At 51.5% G+C, this 21,227-nt stretch carries 11 protein-coding genes; 9 read left to right on the top strand and 2 right to left on the bottom strand.

Annotation, left to right across the window (positions count from 1 at the left end; translation table 11 throughout):
- Window positions 1-411 precede the first annotated feature (411 nt).
- The 3 genes from KK062_RS05135 (at window position 412) to KK062_RS05145 (ending at window position 5,891) form a co-directional block, all read left to right on the top strand.
- Entirely contained in the window at window positions 412-3,027 is a 2,616-nt protein-coding gene (locus KK062_RS05135) for a DUF3857 domain-containing protein (protein ID WP_254083180.1), read from the top strand.
- 1,469 nt (window positions 3,028-4,496) lie between these two features.
- Window positions 4,497-5,303: a prolipoprotein diacylglyceryl transferase gene (gene lgt / locus KK062_RS05140; RefSeq protein ID WP_254083181.1), complete on the top strand. Its 807-nt coding sequence runs from the start codon at window positions 4,497-4,499 to the stop codon at window positions 5,301-5,303.
- Window positions 5,304-5,327: 24 nt separating this feature from the next.
- Window positions 5,328-5,891 (top strand): hypothetical protein, encoded by a 564-nt coding sequence (locus KK062_RS05145; protein ID WP_254083182.1) that lies wholly within the window; start codon window positions 5,328-5,330, stop codon window positions 5,889-5,891.
- A 480-nt stretch (window positions 5,892-6,371) separates the two neighbouring features.
- Here KK062_RS05145 and KK062_RS05150 read toward each other — a convergent pair whose 3' ends face one another.
- Together KK062_RS05150 and KK062_RS05155 are read right to left on the bottom strand one after the other, a co-directional pair.
- Window positions 6,372-7,349, bottom strand: coding sequence for an NAD-dependent epimerase/dehydratase family protein (locus KK062_RS05150; RefSeq protein ID WP_254083183.1), 978 nt, complete (start codon window positions 7,347-7,349; stop codon window positions 6,372-6,374).
- 38 nt (window positions 7,350-7,387) lie between these two features.
- Window positions 7,388-7,993, bottom strand: a complete 606-nt coding sequence (locus KK062_RS05155) for a Crp/Fnr family transcriptional regulator (protein WP_254083184.1) — start codon at window positions 7,991-7,993, stop codon at window positions 7,388-7,390.
- A 134-nt stretch (window positions 7,994-8,127) separates the two neighbouring features.
- Here KK062_RS05155 and KK062_RS05160 point away from each other — a divergent pair, with 134 nt between their 5' ends.
- From KK062_RS05160 to KK062_RS05180, 6 genes are all read left to right on the top strand, one after another.
- The gene (locus tag KK062_RS05160; protein WP_254083185.1) at window positions 8,128-8,889 is read left to right on the top strand and encodes a DUF3857 domain-containing protein; all 762 of its coding nucleotides are present in this window, start codon (window positions 8,128-8,130) and stop codon (window positions 8,887-8,889) included.
- A complete protein-coding gene (locus KK062_RS31040) occupies window positions 8,855-10,531 on the top strand; it encodes a DUF2569 family protein (RefSeq protein ID WP_254083201.1) in 1,677 nt (558 codons plus the stop codon). Before KK062_RS05160 ends, KK062_RS31040 begins: the two co-directional genes overlap by 35 nt.
- 181 nt (window positions 10,532-10,712) lie before the next feature.
- Window positions 10,713-10,835 (top strand): hypothetical protein, encoded by a 123-nt coding sequence (locus KK062_RS30685; RefSeq protein WP_262899150.1) that lies wholly within the window; start codon window positions 10,713-10,715, stop codon window positions 10,833-10,835.
- Window positions 10,832-14,509, top strand: a complete 3,678-nt coding sequence (locus KK062_RS05170) for a hypothetical protein (protein ID WP_254083186.1) — start codon at window positions 10,832-10,834, stop codon at window positions 14,507-14,509. The genes KK062_RS30685 and KK062_RS05170 overlap by 4 nt, the downstream gene beginning before the upstream one ends.
- A complete protein-coding gene (locus tag KK062_RS05175) occupies window positions 14,506-20,688 on the top strand; it encodes a DUF6443 domain-containing protein (protein ID WP_254083187.1) in 6,183 nt (2,060 codons plus the stop codon). Before KK062_RS05170 ends, KK062_RS05175 begins: the two co-directional genes overlap by 4 nt.
- Entirely contained in the window at window positions 20,688-21,182 is a 495-nt protein-coding gene (locus tag KK062_RS05180; protein ID WP_254083188.1) for a hypothetical protein, read from the top strand. The genes KK062_RS05175 and KK062_RS05180 overlap by 1 nt, the downstream gene beginning before the upstream one ends.
- Window positions 21,183-21,227: the final 45 nt, after the last annotated feature.

The following is a 21,227-nucleotide window of genomic DNA, read 5'->3' on the forward strand; positions in this document are numbered from 1 at the left end:
TGTCATCGGTGAAGCCGTGGTCGTTGTATGAGCGCATATACCAACCGTTACAAAGGGTATCTGGCCCGGCATGGTGCCAGCCCTGACGTGGGAGCAGCCGACGGCGTATAGCGTGATGACGGCGCCAGTGTGCTTCTATGGCGACCCGGATTACGGCTACCGCCACTGACGCAGGTGCAGGCCTGTGCTCCGCTCGGTCCGGAAGGCAGGGCTAACACCTGCCTGCTCGCAACGTTGATCTGTCGTATCAAATACCGATTTTTCAAAGGAATTCCACCCAAAAACAGCCTTTTGTTAAATTTTTAAAACCTCCATTCATCACCTGACAATGTAAGATTAACCCCAAAATCAACCTTTTGTCGTCAGCTCCGGCGATTATCTTTACAAAGCCAAGTGCACCATTAACCTACCATGAAAAATCCCCGTTTGCTGCTGACGCTGGCGCTTTTGCCGGGCTGGGTCGCCGTATTCTCACAATCGTCCAAAGTCGTCGTTCAGTCTCCTAAGGCCTGGGTGGAAGCCATCACATTCGATGCTGCCGCCGTGCCGCCGGCCGGGCAGGAGCGTTCCGTTTATTACCTGTTGCTTGACGAGCAAGAGAACTTCCAGGCCCAGGAATCTTTCACGCACTACGCCTACAAGATTTTGACCAGCGAAGGTTTGCAAGAGATGTCGGACATGAGTATTTCGTTTGATCCGGCGTACCAGCAGCTGATCATGCACACGCTGCGCATCCATCGAAACGGCCAGGTCATCGACCAAATGCCCAGGACCTTTCAAACCATCCAGCGCGAGCAAAGTATGGACCGCTATGTTTACGACGGCGCGCTGACGACCGTTGTCAACATGACCGACGTGCGTGTCGGCGACGTGATCGAATACGCCTTCACGCGTAAAGGCTACAATCCCGTGCACCGCGACAACATCGACCGCACATTCAGCCTGAACTATAGCCAGGGCGTGGCCAAAAACTTTCAGCGCATCACCCTGCCAGCCGCTCGCACGGTAACGCTCAAGAACGTCAACACCGAGCAAAAACCCGTCATCACCGAAGCCAACGGCACCCGCACCTATACCTGGACCGTCGAGAACATCCCGGCCGTCGTGACCGACGAAAATGTACCGGAATGGTATAATCCGTACCAGGTCGTGCTCATGTCTGGCTTTGACGATTGGACTGCCGTCGGCCGGTGGGCCTCCCGTTTGTTTACGGTATCGGAGTCAGACAAAAAAGCATTGTACAAAGCCGCCGGGGAACAATTTACAGGCGGAACAAAAGAAGAATATACGCAGCAGGTCATTCGCTTTGTACAGGACGAGGTGCGTTACCTCGGTTTTGAGACAGGCCTCAACACACACCAGCCGTACCCGCCGCTGAAAGTATATACCCGCCGCTTTGGCGATTGCAAAGACAAATCGCTGTTGCTGGTTACGTTGCTTGCGGCCAAAGATATCGAAGCCCATCCCGTGCTGGTCAACACCCAGCTGCGCGGCCACGTTCGCGAACAGTTGCTACCGTCGGCCTACGCCTTCGACCATTGCATCGTGGAGATCAATCTGGGCGGCAAGCGGTTCTATATCGACCCCACGCGCAGCGGTCAGGGCGGTAAGCTTAAAGCACAGTACTTCCCGGCCTTTGGCGAAGGCCTCGTTCTCAACGGCCAGGGTGGCGCTTTTGCCCTGTTTGGTGTTGCCGGCGAAGCGTCGATTACGGAGATTCATACGTATACGCTACCCGCCATCGGCGGCGAGGCGACCTTTGACGTGAAAACGGTATACCAGGGCGCCGAAGCGGATTTTGCCCGCGCCCAATTTGCCGGCAACTCCCTGGATGAGATTCAAAAGAACTACCTGAAATTCTATGGCAACCAGTACCCGTCGATTGAAAAGGTCGAGCCATTAAAATATACCGACGACCGTGAAGAAAATACGCTCACGGTAGAAGAGCGATACCGCGTAGCCGAATTCTGGAAGACAAAAGAAGACGATGCCGATGTATTCACTTGTATGGTCTACGCCCAGTCGCTGGAGCAATACCTGAGCGTAAACAAGTTCGCCCGGCGCACCGCCCCCTATGCGCTCAACTACCCGGTGGATTATTCGCACGTCATGCATATTCGGCTGCCCGAAGAGTGGAACGTCGAAGAAGACCGGGTGGACATTGAGCGCAAAGAGTATACCTTCTTTCACTCCACAAAATATTCTGAGAATACGCTGTCGCTGACCACAAACTACACCGTTCAGGCACCGTACATCGAGGCGGCGGAATACGAACGCTTTATTCAGGATCATCAAAAGATGGCTGAAAACACGTCGTACACGCTGACGTATGACAAAAAAATCGTGTCGGCGGCCTCGCGCACCTGGCCGGGATTGCTGGTCGGATTGCTGGCTGTGGGTGGCGGTATTGCGCTTGTGTTGTGGCTGTACTATCGCTACGATCCCAAGCCCGCCTATACCACCGAATATGCTGAGCAGATCAGCGGCTGGCTGGTGCTGGTATCCATCGGGTTGATGATCTCGCCCTTCCTGCTGGCGAGCTCTATGCTTGAGCAGCCCGAGCTGATGAGTGGTGAGCTGTGGATGTCGCTGTTTGCCATGGGTAGGCCGGGGCTGGCAATATTTATTCTCTTGGAGCAGGTCTATAACATTGTTCAGATCTTGTTTTTGATACTCGCCCTGGTGTTATTTTTTCAACGTCGCTCGTCGGCGCCACGCATTGTTTCCATTTTTTACGGCGTGTCGTGCTTCGCCACGATTTTAGATACGTTCGTGGCGAATGTCCTGATAGAGGGTGCCGCGGCAGAACCCGGCGACAATAGCGACCTGATTCGCGCAATCATCGCGGCGGTCATTTGGATTCCATATTTTAACATATCCGATCACGTCAGGCGCACATTCGTTTTCACCCTGCGTGAGCACGACATCGAGACACCGTCGGATGCAACCGAACCGGCTGCCCTGAGCGATAGTACTTCGGAAGACCAGGTAATCCGGGCCGAAGAACCCGGCACGACGCAAGCCTGATCCGGTCGATTCAGACCTTTTGGTCGCTTGGAAACTGTATACTTCGGGGATATCGCGGCAAGATCTCGGTACAAAAGGTCGATTCTCTGTACAAAGCATGTAGAAGCCTGCGTGAAGCCGTGGTGCAGTATGGCAACGTCCTTGTTTAGCAATAGTTAACAAGTACTATATCAAAGGATATGCAAGAGATATTCAAGAGTATAATAAGTATTAAACATCCTATGATATAACCTATTTCCCCAAAATTTAAATTATTCTAATGATTGGTGATTGACTGGCATCTGCTATATTCGTCTTTGGCCGGTGCGACCCCTACTGGTTGTCTGTAAATTGATCGTTGAACGAAACCTGATGTATTATGCCATTTTTGGAAGGAGGAGTACTCTTCACCGGTAAGCTCGATATGTTGAGCGCCTACCGCATGCGCGGATGCTCGAAAATTGTCGTACGCCGCAAGGGCGGACCAAATCCGGATCACATTAAAAAAGGCGCCAACTTCGCCAATACGCGCCATACCATGTCGGAGTTTGGCGGCTGTTCACGCATGGGCAAGCATGTGCGCATGACGATGTACTCCATTCGCATGTTATCAGATAACAACTTCGGAAGCGATATCAACAGCGTCATGCGCCAGGTCCAGCTGCAGGACGGTACCAGCGATAAAGGACGACGCGATATACTTCTTTCCGAGCACGCCCGGATCCTGGAAGGATATCCCTTAAATAAGGAGCATCCGACGTTCGACTCGGTCGTTCGTAACCCGGTATACTACACGCTGGAGCGCGCCACGCGTACCGCGCAGGTTGATATTCCGGCGCTGGTCCGGGGCATCAACTACTTTCCACAAAACAATCATGCGTTGTTTCGCATCACGCTCACGCTCGGCATCGCACCCGACATGCGGTATGATATACCTGCTAAGGAATATTTGCCGCCCAGGTGGTTTGATGTCGGATTTAATACCGTAACCGCTTCCACCGCGTGGTGCCCGTCGCTGGAAGGAATGGATGCCACAACCCTGTCCCTGGCGGTAGACGACATGCCCCCCGAGGAAGGTTGGACGCTAATATTGTCGATCGGCATTCAATACGGCGCGCTACACGTAGGCGGCAGCGTAAAAGAGGTAAAGCGTTTTGGCGCGGCGAAAATTTTGGCACTGCGCGGCAAAGCGTTGCCGGCAGAAGAGGGGACACCCGGCGATGAGCGTGAAGTTACAACGACAAACGCTGTTATCGAAGAAGTAGTATCGGAAGATTCGCCGGCGGAAAATACACGCGCAGCGGACGTTTACGAGGCGCGCGCGGCGAGCTATGTATATGTTGCGAAGGAACAGCCAGCACCCGCGCACCCACCCGCAGCTAAAATCTATACATACGCCTATACGGCGCCGGTCGCAGCCGTCACGGAGGAACCGCCCCCACGCGAAGCAAAAAATAGCTATCTTCCCGGGCACTTAGCCACCCCCGACCATGATTCCGTACATCACCTGGAACATCGACCCCGTCATCTTCACTATTCCTGGAACACACTGGCCACTGCGGTGGTATGGACTTATGTGGGTGCTGGGGTTTGTCATCAGCCAGCAGGTCATGTATTACATCTTTCAGCGGGAGAACCGCGCGCGCAAAGACGTGGACACGTTGACGATGTATATCCTGATCAGCACGGTCCTGGGCGCCCGCCTGGGGCACTTCCTGTTTTATGAGCCCAGCCGGTTCCTCACCGGCCCGCTGGATATCCTGATGCCGCCATACTCCGGCCTGGCCAGCCACGGTGCCGCCATCGGCATCCTGATCGGCCTGTGGCTCTTTTGCCGGAAGCTGAAGTATAACTACCTCTGGATGGTCGATCGTCTGGTCATCGTCGTGTGCATCACTGGCGCCAGTATCCGCCTGGGCAACCTGATCAACTCCGAAATGATTGGCCTGCCCACAGACCTACCGTGGGCCTTTATCTTCACGCGCATCGACAACGTCCCGCGCCATCCTGCGCAGCTATACGAGGCGTTGTATTGCATCGCATTATTTTTTGTATTGTTCTATCTCTGGAAAACCCGCGCTGTCCGCCTCGGCAATGGCTTTATCTTCGGCCTGTTCCTGATCGTGCTCTGGACGCTGCGTTTCATAGATGAGTTCTTTAAAGTGAACCAGGTAGAATTTGAAGATCACCAGCTGCTGAATATGGGGCAGGTGTTGAGTATTCCGTTTATTTTTGTGGGGGTGTTTCTTTTGTTTTGGAGTACAAAGCAAAAGAAAGGTCAGACGCCTGCGGTATAGAGAAAAGTGAAGGAGTTGGTTACTATGGAGATACCAATAATTGAAAGGGGATATCGTGAAAATATTCGCTTGTTTAGAAATTTAATTCTAATCATACTGGGAATTTGTATTCTTTTTCTTGGGTGTTCGGTTGCATTTAAATTTGCGGAAAGCATTCAATATGAAGTGGTTTTTCTTATTTCAATTGTGTTGCTGTTCTCATTTATTTTAACGGTTCCTCTCCTTATAAAAGAAAGGATTGGCTATCTGATACTTGACGAGAGCGGGACGATACATATAAAATCCGGAACAGATGACCTGTTATTAGAAGTAGTTACAATTGTTCTCAATGCTGATCAGGGTGAATTACAAGGTGCTATGAAAGACATAACGCAAGTTGGGGGAATATTGAACTACGGGAATTACTTGGAATGTAGTGCATTGGGCGATGGGCAAACTGGTGAGTTGATATTGAATAAAAAGACGAAGCGGTATCTCGTGCTTTGGCATTCTCATCTTTTAAGAGAACGTTTTGAGAGCAGGCCTTTTATATATGAATCGCCGCTTAAAATAGTTCACGGGATTATTGGGATTATGCAAGCTTTCTAAAGTTATTCGTCACGGGACAAGGGTCATTATGATTGAAAAAAAATAAAAAAGAACCATACAGTAATATGGGTAAGAGAAGGGACGTATGTTATTTTTCGTCCGATACTGGCCTACTGGTTGTGATAGCTTTGATTGCTTTTGTTGAATTTGCTAAGAGTTTTGACTACGACCAGTTATTGGATACACTTTCTGATAACTTTAATGCGGAATTTTGGATGAGGATTAATAGCCATCTTAAAGAAGGTGATGTTGGTTTAATTTTTTTTCCCGGGTTTGCGATCGGGTTTCGAGTTTGATGGTGGTGGCACGTATTCGTTGAGGCATGGCAGAAGGGAAATTTGGAGCTGCGACGTAGGGATGTAGTTCTTAATGTTATTGGAGCCACAGCGGGATATAGAAAAAGATGATTTGTTCACAAGATTGGAAAAGATGTTGATTGCCGTGGATTAATTATTTAATGGTAGCCTCGGCAAGCAAATGCTAAACGAGCTCGTTGTGCGACATCTCCACGAGACCCTCTTTCACCGAAATGATCGGGCGATACCCCAATAGCTTTTTCGCTTTGTCATCAGAAACGATGAACGGTAGCCCCAGCGTATTGACCATGCCAGGGAAGAGGGGCGGAGTGCTTTTAAGTCCGAAGGTATTCCAGATAAATGCGAAGACGTTTGCCATGGCGCGCGCCACGCCGAGTGATACCGTTTTGTTGGGTGCCTCCATGTTTTGGGTTTTCAGGACATCGGTGATGAACTGACGGAATTGGAGCTTTTCGCCGTCGGTAATGAAGAAGGCTTCTCCGCCAATTTTTACTTTCGCCGCCAGCGTCAGTGCGTGACATACGTTTTGCACGTGGCACGTCACAATCAGGTGTGTTCCTCCATTGATAAAGGAAAGGTCTCCCTTTTCGGCGGCGGCCTTAATCTGGGGAAGGGCAGAGGTGTCGCCTTTGCCCCAGATGAGCGGCGGGCGAACGGAGATCGTTCGGAGTGTGGGACTGTTAGCTTTTAGGATCATCTGCTCGGCTTCGAGCTTTGTTTGCGAATAGCCGTCCATGAGATTATTGGACTGCGTTCGTTCATCGCCGTGCAGAATCGGCTTTCCGTTCATGATCACAGAGGCCGCGCTGAGGTAAACGAAATTGGATACATTATTCTTCGTGGCGGCTTCCAGCAAAACCTTTGCCCCGCCAACGTGGTCGTGCCACAGATGTTTGCGTGATTTCCAGAAGTCAACGGCGGCGGCCAGGTGGAATACGGTATCGATACCCGCCAGGGCTGTGCGCAGTACGTCGGTGTTGTGAATGTCGCCCCGTACGGGCGTGGCGCCGGCTTCGATGATCCGCTGGTCGGATTCAGGTGAGCGACTCAGGGCGAATACTTCGATGTTTTCCGATGTTAGTTTTTTGATGAGATTCCGTCCGACAAAGCCCGATCCCCCGGTTACAAATACGCTTTTCATTTCCTTTGTTTTCTGCAAAGGAGCGAGGTTGGCAGAGACTAATTTTTGCTATTTCGCAAAAAGTCTGCCTGCATAAGTTGTTTTTTGATGTGGCTGAGGGTGTATTGGGAGATTCCTAAAAACGAGGCAATGTCGGCAGCCTTGACGTGGTTGGCAATGTTTGGAAAGTACTCGAGAAAGGCCAGGTAGCGGTCCTTTGCTTCGCGCTGGAATAAGTCTGATCGAATCTTTACTTTTTCGAATAGCGCCTTTTCAGTGATTCTTCTGAAAAGGTCGCTCCACTCCACGATCTCTTTCTCAAATCTTTCTAAGATCGATCTGGAGAAAACAATCACTTCTGTGTCGCGTTCGGCCACGGCAGTGACCAATGACGGGATTCCACTGTTGTAGCTGTCAACGTCGGCCAGGAAGTTTCCAGTGTCTGAGAAGTGCACGGTGATCTCATCGCCTTGCTCATTGCTGGAGTATAACCGGATAAGACCGTCCAGGAGAAAGTACTTCTCTCCAGGTTTTCCGCCTTCATCCCAAAGTGTACTCCCGCGTTCATATGTTTGGAACTGAAGTGAGTCCCGAAGCAATGAAACAGATGGCGCGCCCAGGTGGCAGAACTGGTCGATGTAGGAAAGTAGTTTCTGCTCTTTCATTGAGGTGTAATTTAAGAATACCTGGTAACTTTTACGACGATGTAATAATAGTCGCATTTTTCCAGGCGCGATAAATACCCGCCGTTTATCTTTGTTATTCGCAATTTTCTAACCTGCGTTGCAACCAGCCCGACATGAAAACGTTCTTTTTTGGCCTGTTTTGCCTGATTTTTGTTCCGGTAGTCAGTTTGTTGGCCCAGTCTTCGAAAGTGATGGTCGGGCCACCCAGTGCTTGGGTGGAACCACAATCCTTCGCCGCTGCCGCCGTTCCCCCGGAGGGGCAAGGGACGGGGTATTATTACCTGTTGGTGGACGAGCAGGACCATGCGCAGCTGGAAGAAGGCTATCGACATTTTGCATATAAGATCCTGACGAGCGAAGGATTACAAGAAATGTCGGATATAAGCCTTTCGTTCGACCCGGCCTATGAAAAAGTGACCGTGCATACGTTGCGCATTCACCGCGGCGGTCAGGTTATTGATCAGATGCCCAAGACCTTTCGTACGATCCAGCGCGAACAGAGTATGGATCGTTTTATCTATGACGGTACGCTTACGGCGGTCATTAATCTGAACGACGTACGGGTAGGCGATGTCATTGAATATGCGTATAGCCGCAGAGGTGACAACCCTGTGAATCGCGGACGTGGTGTGTGGTATGCGTACCTGAACTATGGCTTCGGTACCGACGCTAATTTCCAGCGTGTTGTTGTTCCAGAAAAACTACCCGTATACCTGCACTATACAAACACAAACGCGCTCCCATGTCATGATCACAAACTTTGCCAACTGGGGCGAGGTAGCGGACTGGGCGGTGCCGCTGTTTACCGTGGAAGAAGCAGACCGAAAGAAGCTGGCGGCAATGGCAGCCAAACAGTTCAAGGCCACAACCCCTGAGGCCTATGTGGAAGAGGTGGTCCGATTTGTACAGGACGAGGTACGCTACCTGGGATTTGAAACCGGGATGAACTCGCACATGCCCCACGCCCCGCTGACTGTATACAACCAGCGGTTTGGTGATTGCAAGGATAAGGCGCTATTGTTGACCACGCTGCTCAATGCCCGCGGTATTGAGGCATACCCGATGCTGGTCAATACATCGGACGGTGCGTATGTGTCAGACGAGGGACCTTCCATGTATGCGTTTGATCACTGCGTGGCGCAAGTCAAGCTAAATGACTCGACTTTTTATATCGACGCGACGATTGGCAACCAGGGCGGTACGGCTGGGCAACGCTACTTTCCAAAGTACGGTAAAGGTCTGCTAGTCGATGGCCGTAGCCGTGACTTTGTGTCGCTGGATAAGCCACAGCCTTGTGCCATCACAGAGACACAGACCGTTGACATGGATAGCGTCGGTGGATCCGCGAATTTTTCCATTCGCACCGTCTATACCGGCGGTCAGGCCGACGACGTTCGATCGCAGTTTTACGGTAGCAGCCGCGATGAAATACAGAAGCGGTATTTGAAATTCTATGGCGACACGTATGCAGACATCGAGGTGCGTGCGCCGTTGCGGTTTACCGACCAGCGTGATAGCAATATTGTGGTAATCGATGAGTACTACAAGATCCCGATGTTTTGGAAGCCGGATGAGAAAAATCCGAAGATATTGTTGTGCGAGGTGTCGGCGCAGTCTATTGATAGCCGTGTCAGCGTGTCGAAGTTTGCTAAGCGGACAGCACCGTACCGGTTGAGCTATCCGCTGAACTACACGCATGCGATCGTAATCAATGTGCCGGAAGACTGGACCATCGAGGACAACGACCTACGCATTGAACGCGACCAATATGCCTACCGGTACTCCCGCCGGTACGCAGATCGAAAGGTTGTCATTACGACGCACTATGAGACAAAAGCCTCATCTGTTCCTGCTGATCAATATCAGCAGTATATAGACGATCATACGAAAATTCGGGACAATTTGTGGTACAGCCTCACATACGACACAGATTTTATAGGCCAGTCAGTGTCGTCGCCGACGGCAGCGGGCGTGGCCTGGTTGGCAATGGCGGTGGCGATTTCGGTATTGCTGTCGGTGTGGATATATCGTCGGTACGACCCGGTGCCCGCTTATTCGTCAGTCTGGGCCCGTTCGATTGACGGTAATTTGGTGTATGCACGGTATGCGTTGTTCATCACGTGTATCTTGCTGGTCGTACAGGTCTTTACGCATCCGTATTTGTTCTCGGGGCACCTTTGGTTGCCGGCGTTAGAGGACGGACAATATGCTGAAGCTGCGCTGTATGCGCTATACCAGGTATATGGCGCAATATTGATACCCGTTGCTGGAATGTCCATGATATTGTTTCAGCGAAACCGGTCCTCGACACCCCGCGTAACGTCGGTTCTTTATGCAGCACTGGCGGGCATGCCGTTGCTTACTGCCGTTGTAAGTTTTGATCAGGATTCCAATGGCGGTGGCTGGTCTCCCGGATCGCTTATCTTTATGTTGCTTTTAGCGGGCATCTGGATCGGGTACTTTCATCAATCTACACAGGTGAAGCGCACGTTTGTGAATTGCTTGCGCGCGGAGTGATAAGAGGATAGACGACAGTTTCGGCTATACCGGCCGTTGGCTAGATTTTTTTATGGAATATCTCGATAAACGCACGGTTTAAACGATTGAACGGCCTATTTCGAATTTAATTTGTTATTAGGTATTGATTTTTGGCAGTCTTTCTTCATCTTTGAAATGTCATTATTGCCATTAACCTATCGTGAAGTTGTTTCTAAGCGAAGCCATGTGCTTTGTCATGACTATTCTGTTCCCGTCGTCAGGTGGGGTAGCGTTGCAGGTCAATGTCGATCCGTCCATTATCATGTCATCTTTTATTATATGAATATTCCTTTCAAGTTAGTCAGGGCGAGCCGCTATGCGCTGGTGGGCGTATTGTGTATCCTGGGTTGGTCCCGCGAGGCGTTTAGTCAGAGCGGCGGTGTCAGTAACTCGATCGATCAATTTGATGAGATCGGTTATAGTCCCGTTGTTCCGCCATCGCCGCAGGCGGCTTCGCTGGGCAAGTATGCGCAGTTTGAGGTGAACATGGCGTATGGTGTGCCGAACATCAGCGTGCCGCTGTTTACGGTGAGTTCCGGTGATATCACCTTACCTGCGCAGTTATCGTATCATGCAGGTGGGAACAAAGTGAACGATGAAGGATCGTGGATTGGTCTGGGCTGGTCGTTGTCGCTGGAAGGTGCAGTGACCCGTTCGGTTCGCGGTGCCGCCGACGAGAGCGCGTCGACCGGCTTCCGCAACGATGCGGCCTGGTATAGTGATGTAATGACTACCGCCGATATCCCGAAGCTGCAAGCGGCTGCCGCCGGTATTACTGATACCCAGCCCGATATGTTCTCGTATAATTTTGCGGGATATTCGGGATCTTTTGTTTTCAATAACTCCGGTGGTATAAGGATGGTGCCGTTTCAACCGTTGAAGATCACGCCGTCTTATGGATCGTGCTCCGGAACGGGAGCGGAAGGATCGAATTGCATTCTTTCGTTCACCATCGAAACGCCTGACGGCGATAAATACTATTTTGAAGAGATAGAAGCGACGGAGACGAGCGGTGAGAAGGGCGGAGCCCGCAGTTTCATCTCCAGCTGGTACCTGTCGCGGATCGCGTCGGCGAATGGTGATGACGGGGTCTTTTACACCTACCAGGGGCTGGGACAAAAGAAGTATCCTTTCGAGATCTCTTCCAGCTTAACATATTCGTCGAGTAATGGCCTTTCCTACAGCTCGCAAACTACGCGGCCGCAGACGATGATGCAAACAACCATCGTTAACCTAAAGCGTCTTCAGCGGATTACATTCAATAATGGGCAGATCGATGTCAGCCCGACATATATCCGTGTATACGACAAACGGAAGGAATCGGAGCTTATCTATAATGTAGTACTGAACATTGGGACGTTTGCGACAAGCGGCAACTGTGGCACGGGCGATTGTAACCGAAAGAAGCTCGAAACAGTGACGGTCAATGGGAACAAATATGGATTTAGCTACAACGAGGCCTATACCCAACCGACCTACGGATCCAACTCGGTCGACCATTGGGGTTACTATAACGGCGCCACCAACAGTTCCAAAATTCCTTACGTTAATATACTTGGCCAGCAATTTGGAGCAGGAGCCGACCGGTATGTGAACCCTAACGCAGCGAAGTTCGCCATCTTGCAAAAGATCATATATCCCACCGGTGGCTTTACGTTGTTTGAGTATGAATCGAACCGGATTAGTCCGGTCGACAATGGTCTGGAACGTTACGAGATCGAGAAGACCTATAAGTTTATCGTTCGGGGGAACGGAACCGCTGTAGGACCGTATGCGATGCAATCAAGCAACCTGACGGCTACCTCAACCAGCCCGGCACCAACGCAGACTGCGACGTGGGCCTGGCCACCGAAGAACGAGATGGTACCGTACGACGTAGACAACGCGATATCGGCTGACCTGGTGACCTGGTACCCCGAACTGGAAGGTACTGTAGAGTATGGGACAGCGGTACAATCGGGCGCGACGGAAGAAAATTACACGCCTAAGATGTATACACATCAGCCACATTTCTTAATCAACATCGGTGGTAGAATGCAGATCGATGGTTCGTATAATGCGCACGATAGTCGGTTTTTCAATGCTGCGGAAAACCTCGAGATGCGGGTAAAGAGCTTCTACGATTGGGTGAACGTAAGCGGCAACTACGTAGGCAATGGAATCCTGGGTAAAGGTTCCGTGTCGGTGTGGACTTCAACCGAGCCACAGAACCGGGTCACGCTCACTTTTCGGCGTCGGGGATATATCTTTGTGGCCCCTACTGGCGCGTCAGATATTTTGACGGGGGGGCTACGAATTAAATCGATCTCAAGCTACGATGCAGGTGGTCAGTTGCTAACACAGAAGGCGTATCAATATAACATGCCTGATCAGGACAATGTATCGTCGGGCTTCCTGCTAGACGCGAACGTTACGGATCTTCGGAATCTTTTTCCGTATTATGAACAATATGCGATTCGTCAGGGCGGCGCTACGTGCGAGCACATTGATCGTCCCATCCGACGTATTGTACACGATAACCCACAAGGCAGGCTTGTCGGTGGCTACTCGGTGGGGTACGAGTATGTGACCGAACGCATTACGGACGGAGCCGGCGGTAGCCTGGGACGGACCGAGTATCAGTTCCCCAGACTACCGGACATACCGCCTCAGCCATATCCGCGGACGCCGGCGATATCGCGCAGCGCCTATCGCGGCAAGCCGCTCCGCGTAAAGATGTACTCTGCAAGCAATACTCTGGTAAGAGAAGTGGCGAATAATTATAGTAATGGTGTGCGGAACAATCCCTCGTATGGGATGATTGTGACCAAAAACAGAAGCTTCCCTTTTGAGTTGCTTTCGAGTACCTGCCTGATTGAGCAGACTACGGAGATGTATGCGTTTATGATGTATACTTTCAACGACGAGACCGAGCAGCGATTGGTGGAATCGGTAACAACTGAATATAACGCAAACAGCGTTCCCTTTGTTACCCGCGAGACGTATTCGTACGACGATGCCAATAACAACGTTTACCGAATGCTTGCCAGTAGATCGACGTACACCTCAGAAGAGGCTGTAACACATACGTATAAGTACCAATACCAATTAGGCAGCGGCGGTATACCGGCCAACGTGCGGGAAGAGACCGTACGCATAAACGATGCGGTGGTGTCGGCGCGGAAGATCAATTATCTGACGCGCAACCCTTCGGCGGTGTATACCTGGGAGGGCACGCAGCCCGACGCTACGTTCACGGCGTTCAACGGTTTAGCGACGGACGACGGCTATCCGGCAGCGCCGCAGGTAACGGTGGAGTATTATCCGGACATACAGCGCACGAAGGTGGTGCGTGACCGAAACGGCATGGCCACCCTGTACTTGTGGGATAAGGTCAGTAACCTGCTGTTGGCGTCTGTATCGAACTGTGACGATCTGACACGGGTGGGGTACCTGTCATTTGACTCACCCGGACATGGGTTTACCAGCGACGGTGGTGTCAGTACCGGCGGTTTTACGGGCGACAAAGGATGTGCGCTTACTACCAGCGACGTTGTCAGTCAGGCATTAGCGCCTGGTCGGTACGTGATTGAATTCTGGAAGAGCGAAGCGACGGGAGGCACCGCTACCGTGGCAGTCCACCAGGGTGCGACGACCACACCGGTAACGCTAGAGGCTTCTACGGAGGGCGGCTGGCGCCGGTACCACGGCGTGGTGGATATGACCGGGCTGGCTGCTGGAAATAACTTTACTATAGCCTTGTCAGGTACGGGGAAGGTTGATGATGTCCGGCTTTATCCGGTGGGGGCAGTGATGACCACTTATGCGCATAAACGTTTTATCGGCGTGCGGTCCGTTACAGACGGCGCTGGCAAGACCACTTTTTATAATTATGACACTAACGGCCGTCTGTCCACACAGGGCGATGATGCCGGCAACCTGCAACAATACTTTCAATACAACCTGTTGAACAAATGATATACCCGAAGTTTTTGCGCGCCCTTTTGGTTAGTAGTTTTCTGCTGGCGGCCCTGAATAGTGTGATGGCGCAGCAGTATACGGTGACTGTGGCAGGTAATCGAAAGCCAGCCCTGGGAAAAGTTGAGCTATATACGGCAGTGTTTTCGCCCAGCGCACCGCCCTGGGGTGACTATTGGTGGACGGTGACCGGTGGCCGGTTCGTTCCCGGAACAGACACGCCGACCAGTTGCCAGGTGCTGTGGGATACGCCCGGTGCAGGGTCAGTAAAACTGACCTACTATTCTACCGCGGGGCAATTTAATCCGGAAGCCGCCATCACGATCACCGGTGCCACGCTGGCGACACCGGCCGCGACGTTTATCTTCGCCAACAACTGTAATAGTACGACCATTACGCGAAACATATCACCGCCCACCGGCGGCTTTTACGAATGGTGGTGGCAAACCTCGGAGACGGGCGAAAGCACGACGCTGGGCAACGGTGCAAGCATTACCCGCACCACTGATGGGCCGCTTTACCTGCGTGCCCGCCTGGCGGCAGCGCCCAATACCTGGAGCGCGGAAGCACAGTTTGTGGGAGGTGTATCGATTATCACATCCGCGCCGGTAGTACCCTCTACTGCGACGGACGCTCATGTTATCGCGCCTGGCAGCGCGCCGGCTACAGTATCGGTAGAGCCGGTAGTGGCGGCCACGCGGTATGCCTGGTATACGCAGGCTACGGGAGGCACGGCGCTCACCAATGTATCGGCGAACAGCTACACGCTCAACCTGACACAGACGCAGACATTTTATGTGGTATCGATGACCGAGCTTTGTTCAAGCACCAGTCGTAAAGCCGTTACCGCTTATTGGTATGCCGCGCCAGTGATATCGGCGACCAACGGTGGGGAAGCATCGCTGGGGCATCCGGTCACGCTGTCTGTGCCGGCAAATTACGACAGCTATGTGTGGCTGGACGATACCGATACACCCATTTCAGGAGCAACCGGACCAACATTCGACACTCAGGTTTCCGGCGGCTACAAGGTGCGGGTGACGAAGGCTGCGGCGCAGCCCTATACATCGGCGCCCTACGTCGTGCGCCGCCTCTCCAATAACGATCAAAATTATATTGTTTCGAACACCGTGCAAGTGAGCGGTATTAAGACTCCCACCGAAGTGTTGAACTTGCCGATCGGAAGCAATACCCCCGCGACACAATTCTTCGATGGCATTGGCCGCCCCATGCAGACGGTGGTTACGCAGGGCTCGCCCGGCCATCACGATTTGGTTACTCCGATTGTATACGACGCCTTTGGCAGAACTACACGGACCTACCTGCCGATAGCGTTGGGTGAAGATGGCTGGTATAAGCAGAATAAAGACCTGATAGACGAGTCGACCGGAAATTACAAAGGCGCCGCGGCGAGCTTCTACGGTGCCGGGTCTGCGAATAAGATTGCCGATGACACGCGGCCTTTTAGCGAAGTGACGCTGGAACCCTCACCGCTTAGCCGCCCCGTGAAGGAGTACGGCCCGGGGCAGGATTGGTATACCAACGACAAGTCTGTTCAACGTAAATATCGGGCCAACGCTGCGGATGACCGGGTAATCTGCTGGAAGATCGATGTATCCGGAATGCCGGTGCCTCGCGCAGATTCGGCAACCCACGGCAAAGGTGTTCTCTACGTTAACGAGACGCTCGACGAACATGGCGTTCCGATATATGAATTTAAGGACAAGCGCGGTCATATGATCCTGAAGCGGGCTCTCGCGCAACGCGCACCCTATCAGACGGCCGACACCTATTATATCTACGACGACTTTGGTTTGCTACGCTTTGTGCTGCAGCCGGAATTGGTGAAGGTGCTGACATCGGGCACTGCGCCGCAGGCGCCCACGACAGGCCAGTTAACCAGTTTTGCATTCCAGTATCGCTATGACGTGCGTCGCCGGATGATTGAAAAACGAGTGCCCGGGGCACAGGTGATCTACATGGTCTATGACGCACGCGACCGGATAGTATTGACACAGGACGGCCGCCAGCGCGCGGCAGGCCAGTGGATGTTCAGCAAGTATGACGAGTTGAACCGTCCGGTGCTGACGGGTTTAATGGATACGGCCGGGGGCGTGACGCGCGAGCAAATGCAGACGGAGGTGATGCGGCACTTTGGAAATAACTCTCAGAGTGAGCAATTTGTCGGCAATGTTGCCGGCAATATGTTTGGCTACACAAACAAGACATACCCGGTGCATACTACTGCAGGGGTGGCCGATCCGCATAAATGCCTGTCGGTGAGCTATTATGATTCGTACGACTATCGTACGTTGTGGCCTGGCGACTATGCGTACCATACCGATGCTCTGCAGGGGACGGCAAATGGCGTAACCTATACACAGCCGACAGAGGCCCGCGGCGATGCCAGGGGGGCAACCACAGGTACCATGGTGCGTGTATTGGACGAAGACCGGGTGTGGCCGTTACAGTCGTTTACGTGGTTGAAGACCGCGATGTATTATGACAACAAGCTGCGTGTCATACAGACCGTGGGTGATAACTATCGTGGTGGTGTCGACCGGCAGTCTACTGTGTATGACTTCCCCGGCAAGGTATTGTACACGCGGACCACGCATACCACGGCCGACCTTGCCTGGAAGGATGTTGTAGGCACACGGGTAACAGGCAACCGCATATTCAGGAATATTACTAACAACAGCTGGGGGCAGTCGGGGGCGGCTTCGCAGCAAATTTTACCCGCGGGGCAAAACGGCTGGGTGGAGTTTACAGCCTCGGAGACCGGCAAGCCCCGGATGCTGGGATTGTCGGCACAAAACACCGACGCGAATTATACTTCCATTGGCTATGCCTTTTATTTGCGTGTTGATGGATCGCTGGCGATCCGCGAAAGCGGCATTGAAAGAAAAATATTGGCGGTAGGATTTAAGCCTGGAGATATCCTGCGCATCGCGCGGGTAGGGACAGCGATTAAGTATTATCAAAACGGGTTGGAAGTATATCCTGCGGGCACCACGGTAGCGCAAACGCCGTCTACGGGCCAGTTGCTGGTGGACGTTGCATTTTCCGATCGCTATGGTTCGTTTGTGAATATCAAATCGTCGTTTTCCCAACTGACTCAAGAAGTAAACCGCAGGTATGTGTATGACCATGGCGGCAGGCTGACGGAGCTGTACCACAGTTTGGGCCATGGCACCGGTATCACGGAAGTGTTGCTCGCCAAAAGCGCGTATAACGAGCTGGGACAAGCCGTAGATAAAGGTCTGCACGGCGTGCAGGGCGCTGCAGCGCAACAATCCGTAGACTATCGCTATAACATTCGCGGATGGTTGACGTCCATCAACAACGCGGCCCTGACGGCCGACGACAGCAACGACGATACAAACGATTATTTCGGAATGAACCTGGCGTACAACGTCGTGGACACCGGCCTGGGCAATACCGCTGCCTACAATGGGAACATCAGTGGTGTAACCTGGAGCAACAATCTGGGGTTAAGTCCGGTGCAGCAAAAAGGCTACACCTATAACTACGACCCGATGAACCGGCTGGTAAGCTCATTATTCCAGGAACGCACCGTTACGCCGCAGGGAGCAGATAGCTGGCTCGCGTATACGGATGGCCAGTATGCCGAGCGTGATATTCAGTATGACCTGAACGGCAATATCCTGCAACTTAAGCGTAATGATGGGCGTACGACGGGCACGATGGACTTGCTGAGCTATGACTACGGCACCGGCGCAACACAGAGCAATCAGTTATTAAAGGTGGCGGATACGGGCGACAAAAAGGCGGGCTTTACCGAAGGTACGGACACCGACAGTGACTATACATACGACGAAAACGGCAACATGACCCGCGATCTGAACAAACGAATTGGAGTGGGAACCACGGCTGGAATTAGCTACAATGTGTTGAACCTCCCGGATATGGTGACGCGGGGCGAGAACACTGTTCGGTACATTTATGATGCCATGGGCCGTAAGCTGATGCAGCAGGTAGATTTTATCAGTGCCAGCAAACAAACGGACTATATTGGTGAATTTGTGTACGAGAGTGATGTATTGCAGTTCATCAACCATGAAGAGGGCCGGATCGTCATGGCCGGCAATAAGACGGTGATCGCCAATACCGGCGAGAGCCTGGATGAAGTAACTGCAGTGAATGCAACACTCTCTAACGTCGTCGTTGGTGAAGAACATTATATCCGGGCAGTAGCCGTTGCCACCGGGTCTCTGTCAGGTATCTTGCCTGTAGGAAGCGCTGTATCGGTGCAAGCCGGTGAACGGTATAAGGTGCGGGTGAAGGGTTATCGCGGGAGCGGTGGCGCAGGATTGAGCAGCGACGCGCGGATCCAGTTCAAGGTTAATGGCATACTGCAAAATTTGCCGGCCGCAGTGTTGCCGTATGGTTCTGCTAATAATGGAGCGGAGTCCTGGGTAGAGCAGGAGATTACTATCCCGGCGGGGGGGACGAGCCTGGAAGTCGGGGTGGCCTGGGCTTCTGCGCGTTCCGGGGAGCAGTTCTTCATCAATGAGTTCGAGCTGGTCAAGCTGGAGAACCAAGATCCGGAATATCAATACTTTTTGAAAGATCACCTGGGCAACGTACGCCTGACATTTACGTCCAGGCCGATCACTGCGCAAAGTTTTGCTACAGATTTTGAGGGTGAGAACGACGGTACGTTTGAGAACTATAGCAATTCGCCGTATGATCTGGTCGATCATACCGACCTGGGTACGGTCAAGCAGAATGTTCAGAAACTCAACGGTGGTGCAAATGGCCGCGTAGGGGTGGCGAAGACTTTTGCCGTGATGCCGGGCGACGTAATCAGCGCAATAGCCTATGGTAAATATATGAATGTGAGCGGTACAGCGAACACCAACTCATTGATCACTTCGCTGGCGGCGGCGTTCGGGGTATCGGCTAGGTCCACGGGTGATCAGTTGGCGGTTTACCAGGGACTGAATAGCTATGCAAGCTTGGTGGCCAATGGCGATCATTTGGATGACGATGAATCGGCACCGAAGGCCTTTGTTACAATTTTGTTTTTCGACAAGGACCACAACCTGGTGGATGCCGCGTGGGATCAGATGACGACGACCGGGGCGCAGACTAGCGCCACGATAAAACAGCCGCACGATGAGGTAAGCATCACGGCTACCGCGCCGGAATCTGGGTTTGCGTATGTATTTGTGAGCAACGAGCACCCGACGTTTGTGGATATCTATTATGACGATGTGACGTTTACGCATACGCCGTCGGCGATTGTGGCGATGGATGACTATTATGCGTTTGGGATGAATTTTAACTCTATTGCACGTCAGAATGGGGCGGAACAGCGTTATCTTTATAATGGTAAGGAGAAGCAGAATGAGCTGGGGCTGGATTGGTTGGATTACGGGGCGCGGATGTATATGCCGGAGATTGGGAGATGGGGTGCAGTTGATAATTCGGCGGAAAGGGGCACCAACTACTCTCCCTATAATTATGCTTTCGATAGTCCCATTCGCTATGTAGATCCTGATGGTAATTGGCCATGGGAAAGTAAGCACATCAGGCAAGCGCGACGATTTGCTCGCGAAACAGGGGGTGAATTTTCTAAGAATGGTAATGCGGCGACTGTAAATATTTATCAGACGGCAACTTACTTCAATGCGCTTGAAGGCTATGTGGAAGAAGTTTACCCCGAAGGATTTCCGGCGGAAGATTTGAATCTATCAGATCAGAACACTGTCGGGTTGATCCGTTTTGAAGAGGGTGAAAATTATGATAATTTGTTCGGGATTGAAATGCTCGAGGCAAATGTCAGTGTAGCTGCATTGGAGGAACTTGTAGTGCTTGTTCCCGGTTTGGCTAATTTGCTTTCTATAACTCCTCCCCCTAACACTATTAACGTAGAAAATCTCGTTTCGCTTATTCTGAGGATGTCAAGTAAGGAGAAAGATGATAATAATAAACCTACTCGAACAGAAAGGCAGCAGCAGAAGAAACAAAAGAAACAGGCTAGCAGTAATTCAAGATATGGCGAAGAGTCTGAACACACATCTAACCAGAACAATGCGAATAGGGAGACACATGAAAGAGGTAGGGCGAGGAAGCAAAAAGATAAGGGAGGGGAGAAAGCTGATTCGAACAGGTATAGGACAAAGGATTCGAAGAAACGAAAACAAAACTGATGGGAAAGTATCGTTATATTAAAGTTCGAGGGTTCGAACGGCCCGAGCCCGGAATTTTTCTAAAAAATGGGAAAAGATGGATGTTGCTTAAGGATAATCCGATGGATTTTATCATTGACGGGTTCCTTTTTATAGGAAGAAAGTATGTTCTTCGTGAAGTTTATTCCAACGATCTCGAGTTTATGAACGAGGTGATGACGGCTAAGAATGAATTTTCCGAGATATCATTTCCAGCGTTTGATTTAAATAATGATGAAGCTCTATTTAAGCAGTTCTTAGACGAGGAACGGTTGATACAAGTCTGCCTTCATAATCAAAAATCGACGTTGGTCGGCAAGGTAATATCTGTAAGTAAGAAGTCCTTTCGGATGAAACTATTGAGTACTAAAGGAATGTGGTTGAAAGATTTTAATTTTAAGTATGAAACAATTCGAACGATCAATGTAGATAGTGACTATCTCAGATCATTTAAGCTTCTTGCGAGATTAAAGTAATATTTTGAAGTTGCGCCAACGCTTAACACATTTTCCGGAATAATC

Origin of the sequence: Dawidia cretensis (assembly GCF_018598175.1) — a bacterium.
Taxonomy (GTDB): Bacteria; Bacteroidota; Bacteroidia; order Cytophagales; family Cyclobacteriaceae; genus Ohtaekwangia; species Ohtaekwangia cretensis.